This is a genomic window from Thermococcus sp. P6 (assembly GCF_002214525.1).
Classification (GTDB): Archaea; Methanobacteriota_B; Thermococci; order Thermococcales; family Thermococcaceae; genus Thermococcus.
On record NZ_CP015104.1, the window covers coordinates 831200 to 845897 of the forward strand.

At 57.1% G+C, this 14698-nt stretch carries 19 protein-coding genes; 12 read left to right on the plus strand and 7 right to left on the minus strand.

Annotation, left to right across the window (positions count from 1 at the left end; translation table 11 throughout):
- Window positions 1-2 precede the first annotated feature (2 nt).
- From A3L12_RS04520 to A3L12_RS04540, 5 genes are read left to right on the plus strand one after another with little or no spacing between them, the layout of a single operon-like run.
- Window positions 3-515 carry an NADH-quinone oxidoreductase subunit B family protein gene (locus A3L12_RS04520; protein ID WP_088882506.1) on the plus strand — a complete coding sequence of 171 codons (513 nt, stop codon included), beginning with the start codon at window positions 3-5 and terminating at the stop codon, window positions 513-515.
- Window positions 512-1039 carry an NADH-quinone oxidoreductase subunit C gene (locus A3L12_RS04525; RefSeq protein WP_088882507.1) on the plus strand — a complete coding sequence of 176 codons (528 nt, stop codon included), beginning with the start codon at window positions 512-514 and terminating at the stop codon, window positions 1037-1039. The genes A3L12_RS04520 and A3L12_RS04525 overlap by 4 nt, the downstream gene beginning before the upstream one ends.
- Window positions 1036-2331: a nickel-dependent hydrogenase large subunit gene (locus tag A3L12_RS04530; protein ID WP_088882508.1), complete on the plus strand. Its 1296-nt coding sequence runs from the start codon at window positions 1036-1038 to the stop codon at window positions 2329-2331. The genes A3L12_RS04525 and A3L12_RS04530 overlap by 4 nt, the downstream gene beginning before the upstream one ends.
- On the plus strand, window positions 2328-3317 hold the full coding sequence (locus A3L12_RS04535; RefSeq protein WP_088882509.1) for a respiratory chain complex I subunit 1 family protein: 990 nt from the start codon (window positions 2328-2330) through the stop codon (window positions 3315-3317). Before A3L12_RS04530 ends, A3L12_RS04535 begins: the two co-directional genes overlap by 4 nt.
- Window positions 3314-3715 carry a 4Fe-4S dicluster domain-containing protein gene (locus tag A3L12_RS04540; RefSeq protein ID WP_088882510.1) on the plus strand — a complete coding sequence of 134 codons (402 nt, stop codon included), beginning with the start codon at window positions 3314-3316 and terminating at the stop codon, window positions 3713-3715. Before A3L12_RS04535 ends, A3L12_RS04540 begins: the two co-directional genes overlap by 4 nt.
- Here the strand turns inward: A3L12_RS04540 and A3L12_RS04545 are convergent.
- Window positions 3712-4212 carry a ferritin family protein gene (locus A3L12_RS04545; protein WP_232462864.1) on the minus strand — a complete coding sequence of 167 codons (501 nt, stop codon included), beginning with the start codon at window positions 4210-4212 and terminating at the stop codon, window positions 3712-3714. The genes A3L12_RS04540 and A3L12_RS04545 overlap by 4 nt on opposite strands.
- A gap of 45 nt (window positions 4213-4257) precedes the next feature.
- Complete coding sequence (locus tag A3L12_RS04550; protein ID WP_088882512.1) at window positions 4258-4743, minus strand: THUMP domain-containing protein; 486 nt, start codon at window positions 4741-4743, stop codon at window positions 4258-4260.
- A 60-nt stretch (window positions 4744-4803) separates the two neighbouring features.
- On the opposite strand from A3L12_RS04550, the gene A3L12_RS04555 reads away from it, so the two are divergent.
- The 5 genes from A3L12_RS04555 to A3L12_RS04575 all read left to right on the plus strand — a co-directional run bounded on the left by A3L12_RS04555 (window position 4804) and on the right by A3L12_RS04575 (window position 9781).
- The gene (locus A3L12_RS04555) at window positions 4804-6006 is read left to right on the plus strand and encodes an AAA family ATPase (RefSeq protein WP_088882513.1); all 1203 of its coding nucleotides are present in this window, start codon (window positions 4804-4806) and stop codon (window positions 6004-6006) included.
- A 4-nt stretch (window positions 6007-6010) separates the two neighbouring features.
- Window positions 6011-6550 carry a metal-dependent hydrolase gene (locus A3L12_RS04560; protein WP_088882514.1) on the plus strand — a complete coding sequence of 180 codons (540 nt, stop codon included), beginning with the start codon at window positions 6011-6013 and terminating at the stop codon, window positions 6548-6550.
- Window positions 6551-6636: 86 nt separating this feature from the next.
- On the plus strand, window positions 6637-7626 hold the full coding sequence (gene trxB, locus A3L12_RS04565) for a thioredoxin-disulfide reductase (RefSeq protein WP_088882515.1): 990 nt from the start codon (window positions 6637-6639) through the stop codon (window positions 7624-7626).
- Between the two features lie 141 nt (window positions 7627-7767).
- Window positions 7768-9102 carry an ornithine aminotransferase gene (locus tag A3L12_RS04570; RefSeq protein ID WP_088882516.1) on the plus strand — a complete coding sequence of 445 codons (1335 nt, stop codon included), beginning with the start codon at window positions 7768-7770 and terminating at the stop codon, window positions 9100-9102.
- A 73-nt stretch (window positions 9103-9175) separates the two neighbouring features.
- Window positions 9176-9781 (plus strand): ECF transporter S component, encoded by a 606-nt coding sequence (locus tag A3L12_RS04575; RefSeq protein ID WP_335755181.1) that lies wholly within the window; start codon window positions 9176-9178, stop codon window positions 9779-9781.
- Here the strand turns inward: A3L12_RS04575 and A3L12_RS04580 are convergent.
- Window positions 9778-10071: a family 4B encapsulin nanocompartment shell protein gene (locus A3L12_RS04580; protein ID WP_088882518.1), complete on the minus strand. Its 294-nt coding sequence runs from the start codon at window positions 10069-10071 to the stop codon at window positions 9778-9780. The two genes, A3L12_RS04575 and A3L12_RS04580, sit on opposite strands and share 4 nt — an antisense overlap.
- Window positions 10058-10735 (minus strand): deoxyribose-phosphate aldolase, encoded by a 678-nt coding sequence (gene deoC / locus A3L12_RS04585; protein ID WP_088882519.1) that lies wholly within the window; start codon window positions 10733-10735, stop codon window positions 10058-10060. Before deoC ends, A3L12_RS04580 begins: the two co-directional genes overlap by 14 nt.
- Before the next feature lie 117 nt (window positions 10736-10852).
- Here deoC and eno point away from each other — a divergent pair, with 117 nt between their 5' ends.
- Entirely contained in the window at window positions 10853-12145 is a 1293-nt protein-coding gene (gene eno, locus A3L12_RS04590) for a phosphopyruvate hydratase (RefSeq protein WP_088882520.1), read from the plus strand.
- Window positions 12146-12194: 49 nt separating this feature from the next.
- Window positions 12195-13025 carry a radical SAM protein gene (locus A3L12_RS04595; protein WP_088882521.1) on the plus strand — a complete coding sequence of 277 codons (831 nt, stop codon included), beginning with the start codon at window positions 12195-12197 and terminating at the stop codon, window positions 13023-13025.
- A 70-nt stretch (window positions 13026-13095) separates the two neighbouring features.
- Here A3L12_RS04595 and A3L12_RS04600 read toward each other — a convergent pair whose 3' ends face one another.
- The 3 genes from A3L12_RS04600 to A3L12_RS04610 are packed head-to-tail and all read right to left on the minus strand — an operon-like array spanning window position 13096 to window position 14688.
- The gene (locus A3L12_RS04600; protein WP_088882522.1) at window positions 13096-13548 is read right to left on the minus strand and encodes an Lrp/AsnC family transcriptional regulator; all 453 of its coding nucleotides are present in this window, start codon (window positions 13546-13548) and stop codon (window positions 13096-13098) included.
- Between the two features lie 55 nt (window positions 13549-13603).
- Entirely contained in the window at window positions 13604-14158 is a 555-nt protein-coding gene (locus A3L12_RS04605) for an XTP/dITP diphosphatase (protein ID WP_088882523.1), read from the minus strand.
- Between the two features lie 41 nt (window positions 14159-14199).
- Window positions 14200-14688, minus strand: a complete 489-nt coding sequence (locus A3L12_RS04610) for an adenosine-specific kinase (RefSeq protein WP_088882524.1) — start codon at window positions 14686-14688, stop codon at window positions 14200-14202.
- Between the last annotated feature and the right edge of the window lie 10 nt (window positions 14689-14698).

Consider the following 14698-nt stretch of genomic DNA (forward strand, 5'->3'; position numbering starts at 1 on the left):
GGATGGCCATAAAGATTCCTCCGGAGAACGTTCAGGAGAAGGATACTGGCAATCGCGAGAAGCTTGAGAAGGAGATCTCCAAACTCTGCAGGTACATAGGACGATCCCCCTGGGCCTTTCACGTTAACAGCGGTAGCTGCAACGGTTGCGATATAGAGATAATAGCGGCCCTGACGCCGAGATACGACGCCGAGCGCTTCGGCGTGAAACTGGTCGGGACTCCGAGGCATGCGGATCTGCTCCTCGTCACCGGCCCCGTGACCAACCAGAGCCTCGAAAGGGTCAAGCTGATCTACGAGCAGACGCCCGACCCGAAGGTGGTTGTTGCCGTTGGTGCGTGCCCCACGGGTGGAAGCGTCTTCTACGAGAGCCCCTTCACCAACGCACCGCTGGACAGACACATACCAGTTGACGTGTTCGTTCCGGGCTGTCCGCCGAGGCCGGAGGCCATACTCTACGGCGTCGTACTCGCCCTCAGGAAGCTTATCGAAAAGATTGAGGAGGGTAAGGAATGAACGTTGAAGAATTCACGGGGATTCTAAAAGAGAAGTTCCCCGGGGCGGAAATAAGGGTTAGCGAGAACAGAGAGCCCCATCCGAGGAAGAGGGTGTGGGTCACCGTGGACAGGGAGATTTTCCACGATGCGATGGAATTCATAAAAAAGATCGATCCGGAGGTGCAGTTCTCCGTAATCATCGCCAGGGACGCGGGAGAAGTTCTCGAGGCCAAATACCACCTCGAGCTGTTCTGGGAGGAGGGTGAGAGCATCTCCCTTATAATCGGCACCTCGGCTCCAAAGGACGATCCAAAGATCCCAACCGTCACGGACATCTTCCCGGGAGCGCTGGCCTACGAAAGGGAAGTTCAGGAGTTCCTCGGACTGTTCTTCGAGGGAATACCCGACCCCAGAAAGCTCTTCCTTCCGGACGACTGGCCGGAGGGCGTTTACCCGCTCAGGCTGGACGAGACCGGGATCACGCCGGAGATGGTCAAAAACTCGGGGCATCCCTACAGGATCGAGAGGGGGGCTTCAAAATGAACGAGAAGATTGAATACTGGGTGAAAGTTCCCGTGGGCCCAATTCATCCCGCACTCGAGGAGCCCGAGAAGTTCATCCTGACGCTCGACGGAGAGCGGATAATCAACGTTGACGTGAAGCTCGGCTACAACCTCAGGGGAATAGAATGGATAGGCATGAGAAGGAACTACATTCAGCTGCTCTATCTGGCGGAACGGATGTGCGGGATCTGCTCCTTTTCCCACAACCACACCTACTCGAGGGCAGTGGAGGAGATGGCCGGCATAGAGGTTCCGGAAAGGGCAGAGTACATACGCGTTATCGTGGGCGAGCTCGAGAGGATCCATTCCCACCTCCTGAACCTCGGGGTTGTGGGCCACAGCATAGGCTACGACACGGTCCTCCACCTCACGTGGCTCGCCAGAGAGAGGGTCATGGACGTTCTGGAGTTAATAGGCGGCAACAGGGTCAACTACTCCATGAACATGATAGGCGGCGTCAGGAGGGACGTTGAGGAGAAGCACGTCAGAGCTATGAAAGACATGATCGAGTACTACCGCAGGGAGGTTCTGCCCAAGGTTGAGGAGGTCTTCCTCTACGATCCAACGATCGAGGCGAGACTGAGGGACACGAGCGTTATCCCGAAGAGGATGGCGATTGAGTACAGCGCTCAGGGGCCGACGGCGAGGGGGAGCGGTGTGAAGAAGGACGTTAGGTACAACGAAAAGCTCGGCGTTTACCCCGATCTCGGGATAAAACCGGTAACCCCCAAGGAGTTCACCGGGACCGTAAAGGGAGACGTCTTCGACAGGATGGTGGTTCGTGTCGGGGAGCTGTGGCAGAGCCTCGAACTCATCGAGCGGGCACTGGATGAGATGCCGGAGGGAAGGATAAAGGCCGTTCCCAAGGACAACGCCCTTCTCTTTCAGCTCAAGAAGGCCGAAGGGGAAGGGGTGGGCCGTTACGAGGCCCCGAGGGGCGAGTTAATCCACTACGTCCTGGCCCAGAAAGGCAAAGACGGGCCGGTACGGTGGAAGATGAGGGAGCCAACCTTCCCCAACCTGTTTGCAGTTGCCAGGGCACTGATCGGTGAACAGGTGGCCGACGTTCCGGTTGCGATAGCCTCGATAGATCCCTGCCTGAGCTGTACCGACAGGGTGGCGGTGATAGACGCGAACACCGGGAAGAAAAGGGTCCTCACGGAGAAGGACCTCCTCAAGCTATCGATCGAGAAGACGAAGGAGACAAACCCCGAGGTAAAAGGAAAGCCCGAGGTTGTTGGAGTGGGCTGCCCAAGGGGTGGGGTGCTATGAACCTTCTCTACGCTACCCTTGAATTCATCGGAGTTTACGTTTACGTCTCCCTCGCCTCGCTACTCTGGGCGGGCATTGACAGAAAGCTCGTGGCGAGGATGCAGCGGCGCATTGGTCCCCCGTTACTCCAGCCCTTCTACGACTTCCTCAAACTGGCGGGCAAGGAATCGATAATACCGAGGGATGCGAACAGGTTCTTTGAACTCGCACCGCTGTTGGCACTGGCGACCTCGATAGCGCTCCTGGCCTACACGCCTCTGGGCTTCGAGCCCATCTTCGGGACGAAGGGCGACGTCGTGGTCTTCATATACCTCCTCACCTTAGTGGGATTCGTCCGGATGGCGGGTGCCGTGAGCTCGGGTTCTCCCTACGCCCAGGTGGGTGCCCAGAGGGAGATGACCATCCTCGCCTCGAGGGAGCCCCCGATGATGCTCGCCCTCTTCGCAATCCTCTGGCGCCTTAAGGGGCTCGGCGTTGAAAAACCCTTCAGCATGGGCACGTTCTACGAGCACAGCGTGTGGGAGCTGGGAACTCCTCTAAGCGTCATAGGAGCACTCCTGCTCCTCGTGGCGTTCCTATTCTGGCTCTCCAGCGAGATAGAGGTGGGTTACTTCGACATACCTGAGGCCGAGACGGAGCTGGCCGAGGGTCCCATGGCGGAGTACAGCGGCCGGCACCTGGCCATGTTCGAACTCGCCGGCGCAATAAAGACCTTCGTGAGCGCAAGTCTCGTAGTGGCGATATTCTTCCCGTGGGGAATCTCGGGGCAACTCGGCCTTACGGGACTCCCAGCAACGGTTGTGGAGCTCCTGTTCCACACCCTGAAGGTCTTCGCGGTGCTCTTCGTGAGCATGAGCCTCTTCAGGGCAACGACCGGACGGCTGAGGATAACGCAGGCTGTCAACATGCTGTGGGCGAGGCTCCTGCCGGCGAGCGTGGTCGGAACCCTGCTCCTGATCATAGACACGCTGGGGGTGGTGGCATGAAGCTCCCAACGACCCTATCGACGGTCCTCGGCAACCTCTTCAAAAAGCCCGCCACCAATCCATTCCCGAAGACCGAACCCGTTCCGGTTCCGGAGAAGTTCAGGGGCAAGCTCGTCTACGACGTGGACAGGTGCGTCGGATGTAAGCTCTGCGTTACCGTGTGCCCCGCCGGCGTCATAGAGTACGTTCCCGAGGTGAGGAAGGTCACCTTCTGGCTCGGGAGATGCGTCTTCTGCCAGCAGTGCGTTGACGTTTGCCCCGTTAACGCCCTCAGCATGAGCGACGAGTTCCTGCTCGCAACCACCGACAAGTACGACGACAATCTGAGATGGTTCCACGGGGAGGAGATCGAGAGGCTCAAGGAGAAACTCGCCGAAAAGAAGAAGACAAAAGCCTAACCCCGTCTTTCCTTTATTTCCTCATACATCTTGCGGAGCATCTCGTAGTGACCCTTCTCCACCTCGGCCAGCTTCCTGTAGAGTTCCGCCAGTTCCGGATCATCAACCCTCTCAGCCAGAGCCCTGTAGGACCTGTGGGCTATAAGCTCGCTCTCCATGGCAAACCTCAGAACCTCCTCCAGCCGGTCCGCCCTTTCCAGCCCGTCTATCACGGGCAGAACCTCGATCGGTTGCAGATCGGGTGCCTTCACGGGATTGTCCCCATATCTTGACTTCAGATAACGCTCCAGCTCTCTGGCATGATTGAGCGAATCCTCCGAGAGCTTTTCGAAGGTTTTCACGGGTTCCTCACCGAGGCCGAGGTCCCTCGCTCTCGTGGCCAGCTCCCTGTAAAAGCCGGCCTCCTCCCTTTCGCCCTTTATCCAGTAGGCCAGCACCTCATCGTAGCCGAGCCTCGCCAGCCCTTCGATGATCTCATCAACGTCGTACATTTTCATCCCCTGGAGAGTGTTCGCTGGAAACGGATAAGACTTTCGGTCGTCTCATTCCTTAACCTCAAAGCGCAGCATCTCGCCCCTCCTCAGTACACCTATCCCGGCCTTCCTTCCAAGGACCTCAACGACGACCGTATAATCCGGATCGCTCAGGTTGACCTTCAGGCCGTAACGATCCACGATGAGGGAGCCAAGTCCAACCTCGAGTTCCCTCCCGGAAAGTCTCCGGTTCCCCCTGACCCTGACCCGGACCGCGAAGGTGCCCCTTATCCTGCCCGCAACTTCGAGCACGGCCCTTTCTATCTCATCCCCCTTCGCCGGAACTAACCTCTCGAGGGGGACGACGCGCTGTATCGCCTGTGTCTCGAAATCCTTCAGTCGTTTAAGGGCCTCGTCCCTTTCGAGGGGCGTCTCGGCGAGGAGAACGCCCTTCCAGTCCGTCCCCCTGACCCTGACCTTCTCCAGAGCCCACTCCAGCTCGAGTATGGCATCCCCCTGCCTGTTGTGGGGGGCCGTAACGAGGAGGATCGTCATCTTCGCTCACCAATGGACAACTTTTTATATTCCGGCTTCATAAAGCGTGTGGTGAATCAAATGGAAACCGGTGGCCTTAAGCTTTACCCCCATCAATCATACGAAGTTTACGGCATCTCTCGAAATCCCTTCGAACAGCTCGCCAGTGAGGGAATAAAGGACGTGGAGAGCATACACGTCTATCAGGAAGTTGACATGCGCCTGCAGATGATACTCTCCGAGGTCATAGGGAACAAAAGTTCAATAGCGTTCAGCATCGTCGGGCCCCTCGGAACCGGAAAGACCCAGAGGCTCAAGACGGTGATGAAGGGCATAGAGGAGAACCGCGGAAAGGCGATATACGTCAAGGTTGATACCAACGACATCCTCAAGCTTACCAGAGACGTATTTCATGCCCTGAAGCCCCCGAAGAGCCGCACGAACCTGTTCCTCGAAAACATCTCACGAAAGCTCGGCTTCATAGACCGCCTCGAGAGGATGCTAAGCGACAGGAAGGAGTACAAGAGCAGGGACATAGCGGAACTCCTCGCGGAACAGCTCGGGAAGTACCCCTACTGCGCCCTGCTCCTCGACGAGCTTGAGAACATGCAGAGCGCCGGCGAGAGGGAGAAGATACAGTTCTTCGAGATGCTCCGGCACTTCATAAGCAACATGCCACAGGGCTGCGTCGTGGCCTTCGCATGCGTTCCCGAAGCTTACGAGGAGTACACGAAGCTCTTCCCGGCCTTCTTCATGCGCCTCCACTACGAGTTCAGGCTCAGGACCATGAGCGTCGAGGAAACCTACGAACTCGTGAAGAAGAGGCTCAACCTCGTGAGGGTGAGGGATACTGACGATCCCCTTTATCCCTTTACGGAGGAGGCGGTAAAGCTCATCCACGAGCTCGGGAAAGGAAACCCCAGACAGATCCTGAGGTTGCTCCACTACGTCCTCAGCGAGGCCGCAAAGCACAGGTTCGATCCGATAGATGACTACGTCGTCACGACCATCCTCGAGGAGCCGAAGAGCCTCGAGGAATACCTAACGAGGATTCCGAAGGATTACAGGGATCTGGTCGATGCCATAGTCAATGAGTTCAACGGCGGACCCGTGAGCTACATCCAGATAGCCAAGGCCGTCAAGAGGCCCGGGATACAGGTTTACGATCAGCTGAACGAGCTCATAAGACTCGGTTTCCTTGTTGGGGACCCCAAGGGTAACTACAAGGTTCCGGAGTACGTGAGAAAGTTCCTCGAGGAAGAAGCGGAAGAGAGCGGGGAGTGATCCAATGCCGAACTACGATACCCACGTGCTGAGCGGGGTAGTATCCTATCCGCTCGTCGTTTTTATCGCCTTCATCCTCAGGGACCATGCGGGCATTCCATTCGTCCTGAGCAGCATGGCGATGGTCGTGGGCTACGCGTTCTACGTCCTTGGAGCGGATCTGCCGGACGTGGACCATCCCAGTGCACTTATCCACAGGGGGACGAAGCCGATAGTGGCGGTGGCCGTTGGAAGTGCCGTCTTCATGAAGGTTCCCGATTACATAAACCTTAACCTTGGAAGCGAAGGCCTCAACGTTACCGCCGCATGGCTGCTCGGGGCACTGACTGCTGTTGTTGCATGGTACGGTTTCACCGCCCTAATGCCCAGACACAGGGGAATAGTGCACTCACTGCTGGCCGCTGCAGTATACGGTCTCCTCGCCTACGCCCTGATGGAATTCGGTCTGGGGATGGGAACGGGGGAGTCCCTCTTCGTGGGCTTCTCGGCCTTCAGTGGCTACACCCTGCACCTCCTCCTCGACCGGGAGGTATCGCTCCTCTGATCCTTCCAGTGGTTGCCATTGAATACCCATATCCGGGTAGTAATGTTTTTAAATATACCACCCAAGGCAGATCGGAGGTGAAGGAGATGTTCAGCATCGGAGGATTCTCAAGGGGAGGCGAATACGAGAACAAAACGTGGGACCTGCTCATCATCGGGGCCGGTCCGGCCGGATTCACGGCAGCCATATACGCGGCGCGCTTCGGACTGGAGACCCTCATCATCAGCAAGGACCTCGGTGGCAACATGGCCCTGACGGACGTCATAGAGAACTACCCCGGCTTCGTAAGGATAAGCGGTTCTGAGCTCACCAGCAGAATGCACGAACAGATCAAGAACCTCGGCGTTGATGTGATCTTCGACGAGGTGGAGAAGGTAGACCTCTCCGAGTGCCCCTACTACGAAGGGCCCTGCAAGTTCTCCGTCATAACGAAGAACGGGAAGGTCTACAAGAGCAGGACGGTGATAGTGGCCGTTGGTGCGGCACCGAGGAAGCTCCACGTTCCGGGGGAGGAAGAGCTCACCGGGAAGGGTGTCTCCTACTGTGCAACCTGCGACGGACCCCTCTTCAAGGGCAAGAGGGTTATAGTAGTGGGCGGTGGGAACACGGCCCTGCAGGAGGCCCTCTACCTCAAGAGCATAGGGGTCGACGTCACCCTCGTCCACAGGCGCGACCAGTTCAGGGCGGATAAGATCCTTCAGGACCGCTTCAGGGAAAGCGGAATCCCGACCATCCTCAACACCGTTGTGACGGAGATAATCGGGAAGGAGAAGGTCGAAGCGGTGAGGCTGAAGAACCGCGTTACGGGTGAGGAGAGCGAGATGAAAGTGGACGGGGTCTTCATCTTCATAGGCTACGAGCCAAAGACCGACTTCGTGAAGCACCTCGGCATCACGGACGAATACGGCTACATCCCCGTGGACATGCACATGCGCACACGGGTAAGGGGCCTCTTTGCCGCGGGGGATATAACCAACGTCTTCAAGCAGATAGCCGTGGCCGTGGGTCAGGGAGCCATAGCGGCCAACTCGGCCAAGGAGCTCCTCGAAGAGTGGAACTCAAAGACCGGGGAGTGACCCCCTCCTTCACCTTTTCGAGTTACCCGGATTCATCATGCGGTTCTCCCGAAAATTTACCGAAAATTCTTCGATCAAAGATGTTCAGTTATGAACATAAGGTTATATAGTGCAAGCCCTATAGTCGGCCGGTGATGTGAATTGATCAGACCGAAGGTTAAAGAGCTTCCGGGACCGAAGGCCAGGGAGGTCATAGAGAAGAACTTCGAGGCCCTCGCATACACCACGCAGGATCCGGAGACCCTGCCGATAGTTATAGACCACGGTGATGGCATACTCGTCTACGACGTCGATGGAAACACCTTCTACGACTTCGGAAGCGGTGTGGGTGTGCTGAACGTCGGCCACGCCCACCCGAGGGTCGTTGAGGCCATAAAGAGGCAGGCCGAGAGGTTCACACACTTCGCACTCAACGACTTCTTCTACGAGAACGCGATTATTCTGGCGAACAAACTCGCCGAGCTGGCTCCGGGCGACTTCAAGAAGAAGGTCGTTTACCAGAACAGCGGGGCGGAAGCGAACGAGGCCATGATGAAGCTCGTCAAGTACGGCACGAAGAGAAAGAGGTTCATAGCCTTCTACCACGCCTTCCACGGAAGAACCCAGGCGGTACTGTCGCTAACGGCCAGCAAGTGGGTTCAGCAGGACGGCTTCTTCCCGACCATGCCGGGAGTGGAGCACATCCCCTACCCGAACCCCTACCGGAACCCGTGGCACATAGACGGTTACGCAGAGCCGGACGAACTCATCAACAGGGTTCTGGAGTTCATTGAGGAGTACGTTTTCAGGCACGTTCCACCGGAGGAGGTTGGGGCCATAGTCTTCGAGCCGATACAGGGCGAAGGCGGCTACGTCGTTCCACCGAAGAACTTCTTCAGGGAACTCAAGAAGCTCGCCGACAGCTACGGCATCCTTCTGGCCGACGACGAGGTCCAGATGGGCGTCGGAAGGACGGGAAGGTTCTGGGCCATAGAGAACTTCGGCGTTGCCCCCGACACGATCCAGTTCGGCAAGGCCATAGGCGGGGGAATACCCCTGGCCGGTGTTATCCACAGGGCTGACATAACCTTCGACAAGCCCGGCAGGCACGCCTCCACCTTCGCCGGCAACCCCGTTGCGATAGCGGCTGGAATAGAGGTCGTGGACCTGGTCAAGGAGCTCCTCCCGCACGTCAGGGAGGTCGGAGATTACCTGCACGGCTACCTCAAGGAGTTCGAGGAGAAGTATGAGGTTATCGGGGACGCGAGGGGCATCGGACTGGCACAGGCGGTGGAGATCGTCAAGAACAAGGACACCAAGGAGAAGAACCCCAAGCTCAGGAACGCCATCGTTAAGGAAGCCGTTAAGAGGGGCCTCATACTCCTCGGATGCGGTGACAACAGCATACGCTTCATACCCCCGCTGATCATCGGGAAGGAAGAGATCGACGTTGCCATGGAGATATTCGAGGAGAGCCTCAAGGCGGCCCTCGGCTAATTTCCTTACCTTTTTTAGGATCCCGGAATCCGAGGGTAAGGTTTTAAAGTTTAAACTTTAAATCAGGCCGGTGATGGAGATGACCGATCTGACTCAAATCCTTGAGCCCTACGGACTCTACGTAATCGCGGGTGCCACGATCCTTTTCATAGTCTACATATTTGCCCGAAGAAGGGAATACAGCGGACCTTCGGTCATAGCGGTTTCGGCGATAATGGCGACCCTTGTGGGCGTGGTTACCAACCTCATAAAGGTGCCCACCCCTGCCACTGGAGGGTACATAAACCTCGGGGACACGATGGTAATGTTCTCGGCAATGCTCTTCGGACCGGTGGTCGGTGCCTTTGCCGGAGGCGTTGGCTCGGCCCTCGGGGACATCCTCGGCGGTTACGCGGGATGGGCCCCGATAACCCTCATCGTCAAGGGGCTTGAGGGACTGGTCGTAGGCTACATAGCCAGAAGAAGCGATAGGACCCCGGTACTCGTGGTTGCGGGAACCATCGGCGGGATCGTAATGGTCCTCGGCTACTTTACCTTCGAGGCCTACATGTTCGGGGTCCCGAACGCTATGGTGGAGGTTCCCGGAAACACCCTTCAGGCCGTTACCGGAATAATTGTCGGAACCGCTCTGGCGGAGGCAATAAAAAAGAAGTACCCGGAAGTCGTGGATATGCTCTAAACCTCCAGATCTTTCAGCTGTTCCCACACCTCTTTCTCCTCAAGGAGGGGTTCCACCGAGATCCTTTTCGAGCCCCTCTTTACCTGACCGAGGTAACCCGAGTCCGCCACCACCGCATCGTACCCCAGCTCATCTATCCTGTACACCTTGAGCCTGCAGTTCTTCAGGGCCTCGCCGGAGTACTTGAGAAAGCCCGGACCGGCGAGGAGTATGTCCGGTTCAAGGCCGGCCTCACGGAGCTCGGACAGGGCCTTCTCGAGGATGTCCCTTACCTCCTTAATCCCGGGCATTTTTCGCACCCTCCATTATCTTTACACCGCTTGACGTTCCGATTCTGGTTGCACCGGCCTCTATCATCGCAAGGGCCTGCTCGTAGGTTCTTATTCCGCCTGCTGCTTTAACTCCCATCCCGTCTCCAACGACCCGCCTCATGAGCCTGACGTCCTCGACGGTGGCCCCCCCGGTTCCAAAGCCCGTGGAGGTCTTCACGAAGTCCGCCCCGGCTTCCTTCGCCAGCTCGCAGGCCTTTATTTTCTCCTCCTCCGTCAAATAGCAGGTTTCGATTATGACCTTAACGATCGCACCCCGCTCGTGGGCGAGCTCCACGACCGCCTTTATGTCCTCCCGGACGTAGTCGTAGTCCCCATCCTTGAGGGCGCCGATGTTGATGACCATGTCGAGCTCATCCGCTCCATCTTCCAGTGCCCTTCTGGCCTCGAAGGCCTTAACCTCCGTGGGCGTTGCGCCGAGCGGGAAGCCTATGACGGTTGCAACCTTCACGTTGGAACCCCTGAGGAGCTCCTTCGCCAGCTTCACCCTGTAGGGATTGACGCAGACCGCGTAGAAGTCGTACTCCCTCGCCTCGTTACAGAGCCTGACTATGTCCTCGGCTCTCGCGTAAGGTTTGAGGTTCGTGTGGTCGATATACCTGTTGATATCGAGGTGATCGTCCATGGTCCCACCACCCTTCGTTCTCCTCTAAGGTATTTTAGGCTTTCCCCTTCAACGAATGGGAACCCGAAACTAAAACCTTTTATGCCCCCCGGGGGAATATCACCCGAGGTGATTGAGATGGAGAACCCCTTTGAGATAACAGGAGTCCTTGCCCGGGAAATACTCGACAGCAGGGGAAACCCGACGATCGAGGTCGAGGTTTACACGCCGGTAAGCATGGGAAGGGCCGCCGTTCCGAGTGGAGCCTCCACCGGAACGCACGAAGCACTGGAGCTCCGCGACGGCGGAAAGCGCTACCACGGAAAGGGCGTCAGAAGGGCCGTGGAGAACGTCAACAAGATCATAGCCCCCGAGATCACGGGCATGGACGTCACGTGGCAGAGGGAGATAGATTCCCTCATGATAGAGCTCGACGGAACCGAGAACAAGAGCAACCTCGGGGCCAACGCGATGCTCGGGGTCTCGCTGGCCGTTGCCAAGGCGGCCGCCAACGCTCTGGCTTTGCCGCTCTACCAGTACGTAGGAGGAACCAACACCTACGTAATGCCCGTCCCGATGAGCAACGTCATCAACGGCGGTGTGCACGCCGGAAACGAGCTCGACTTTCAGGAGTTCATGATCATGCCCATCGGTGCCGACTCCTTCAGGGAGGGGATAAGGTGGGTCTCCGAGACCTACCACGTTCTCAAGGGCGTTATAGCGGATAGGTACGGCAAGGACGCGGTCAACGTCGGTGACGAGGGTGGCTTCGCCCCGCCACTGAAGGAACCCCACGAGCCCCTTGAGCTTCTCATAAAGGCCATTGAGGAAGCCGGCTACAAACCGGGCGATGAGATAGCCTTCGCCATGGATCCGGCATCGAGCGAGTTCTTCCACCCGGACAAAGGAAAGTACGTTGTCAACGGGAGGGAATACGATAGCGGAGAACTGTTAGAGCTCTACAGGGAGCTCGTCTCGAGCTATCCGGTGGTCTCCATCGAGGATCCCTTCCACGAGGAGGACTGGGATGGCTTCGTGGCCATAACGAGAGAACTCGGAAGAAAAGTGCAGATAGTCGGGGACGACCTCTTCGTCACCAACCCGAAGAGGATACGGAAGGGCATAGAGATGGGCGCCGCCAACGCCCTCCTCCTCAAGGTCAACCAGATCGGAACGCTGAGCGAGGCCATAGACGCAGCCTACACGGCCTTCAGGGCTGGCTACGGCGTCGTCGTGTCCCACAGGAGCGGGGAAACCGAGGACTCAACCATAGCCGATCTGGCCGTTGCTCTCAACGCCGGGCAGATAAAGACCGGTGCCCCGGCGAGGAGCGACAGGAACGCCAAGTACAACCAGCTCATCAGGATAGAGGAGGAGCTCGAGGGGGTAGCCCTTTATCCGGGAAGGAAGTTCCGCAACCCCTTCCTCTGAGCTTTTCTTTAACGGACCTTTGTCCTCCATTTTTTAGCGGGTGGTCGGAGTGGGCAGTAGAAAGCTCAAGGTGTACATCCCGGGCGTTAAGTTCCCCTCGATCTCCCTCACCGGGAACTACTGCCACCTCAACTGCGCCCACTGCGGGAGGCACTACCTCAGGGGCATGAAGAAGCCCCGCGGGAGCCTGCTCGACTACTGCCTGAACCTCGAAGGGAGGGGTTACACGGGTTGCCTGCTCAGTGGAGGCATGGATTCCCGGCTGAAGGTTCCCATAGATAGATACGCCCCCCAGATCAGGGAGATAAAAAGGAGAACGAACCTGAAGCTCAACGCCCACGTCGGCTTCGTGGATGAAGACGATCTGGAGTGGATTAAATACGTTGACGTCGTTTCCCTCGACTTCGTGGGCGACGACGGGGTGATAAAAAGGGTTTACAGGATAGATAAAACCGCCGACGATTACCGGAAGGTTCTCGACCTCCTGACCGATGCCGGAGTGAGGGTGGCACCCCACCTAACGATAGGGCTCGACTTCGGGAGGATCCACTGGGAGTTCAAAACCATAGACCTGCTGGCGAGCTATCCCATAGACGTTCTCGTTCTGGACGTGCTGATCCCAACGAGGGGAACGGAGATGGAAGGTCTAAACCCGCCGGACGTTGGGGAGAGCCTGAAGGTCGTTGAGTACGCCCGGGAACGCTTCGACGGGGAGGTGAGCATAGGCTGCATGCGACCCCCCGGGAAATGGCGCCTCGAGTTCGACAGAGGGGCCGTTCTGGCCGGCGTTGACAGGCTGACGAACCCGCCGAAGGAGATCATCCGGTGGGCGAGGGGAATAAGGGACGTCGAGATAATCTACGAGTGCTGCGTTATGTAAAAAGCGGGCTCACCCAACCTCGCATCATCACGAAATCAGAAAGGAGAACGCCGATCATCGCCCGAAACGGTCAGAGCTCCTCCTTAACCGTAACGAAGGAAACCATCGTGACAGTCTGACCGATACCCCTTATCTCCCTCAGTCTGTCGACGACTATCTTACCAACTTCCTCAGAATTTGGAGCCCTCACCTTTATGAGGAGATCCCATTCACCGGCTATTATGTGGACCTCGTAGACCCCATCGAGGGCGGCTATCCTTTTGGCAACCTCCCTCTGGCTCAACCCCGACTCCGGCTCGTATCTGGCAAGGATAAAGGCCGTTGTTCCGAGGTCGAGCTTCTTGTAGTTGGGCTTAACGGTGAACTTCTCTATGACTCCATCCTCGACGAGCTTCTTGATACGGTAGTGGACGGTGGTCCTCGGTATTCCAACCTTCCTGCTGAGGCTCGCTATGTTCTCCCTCGCGTTCTCCTTCAGTTCCTTCAACAGCTTCAGATCGATGTTATCGAGTGCTGCCCCCATTCCTACCCCCTTCGTCACTATTTCAACGATGACCTTTAGCTTCTGTACCGATGGCTTATTTAAGGTTTTCCTTTAACCAATCAGCAAAGGCCCTCAGCGCCCGACCCCTGTGGGAGATCGTGTTCTTCTCAGCGGTTGTCATCTGGGCAAAGGTTCTGTCGAATCCCTCGGGTTTGAAGATGGGATCGAAGCCGAAACCCTCGGTTCCCATGGGAGCGTTTGTGATCTCACCGTCGACCCTTCCAGTGAATAAGTGAGCCTCACCGTCCCAGTAGGCTATAACGCTCCTGAAGTGGGCTTTCCTGTTCTCAACACCCTCCATTAACTTAAGTAGTCCTTCTATCCCGAGGGTTCTGTAAACGTAGGCCGAGTAAACCCCGGGAAAGCCGGAAAGGGCTTCCACGAACAGCCCGGAATCATCGAGAAAGAACGGTCCTTTAATTTTTTTCGCAAGCCATTCAACGCCGAAGAGGGCAACCTCCTCGAGGGTATCCGCCTGTATCTCGGGATAGGCAACGGGAAGCCGATACACCCGAACGCCGAGCGGTTCGAAGTACTTCCGGGCCTCTTCGACCTTTCCGGTGTTGGAGGTGACGAAAGCCAGTTCCATGGAATCACCGGATTCAGGGGGGAGGGAACAATAAAAAGGTTTCAGTCTATCCTGTATCCTATCCTCTCAACTAACTCCCTGCGTTCCTTCTTGAGCTCATCGTCTTCGATCCTGCTGGCGGCCTTACCGTCCACCACTCCCAGAACAGCCCTTCCGAGGTCAGTTTCGGCCACTATCACCTGGAAGGGGTTTTCACTGGCCCCGTAGACCATGGCAACGGCCGGGTGGTCCTTAACGGCGTTGAGCACGTTTATGGGGAAGGCGTTCTTCATGAGTATGACGAACACGTGACCAGCGCCTATCCTGAGGGCGTTCTTAGCTGCGAGCTTCTCAAGCTCCTTATCGTTGCCTGTGAAGCGCGTGAGCTGGGGCTTGGCCTCGTTCATCGCTATTCCGAACTTTATGCCCGGGACCGTCGTAAGGAGAACCTTGGCGAGGTCGTCAACCGTGAATATGGAGAAGTTTCCCTGCCCGATGATGACCTCAACGCCCTCCGGTTTTTCGATCTCAACAACCTCTATCTTCACCATAGCGACCACC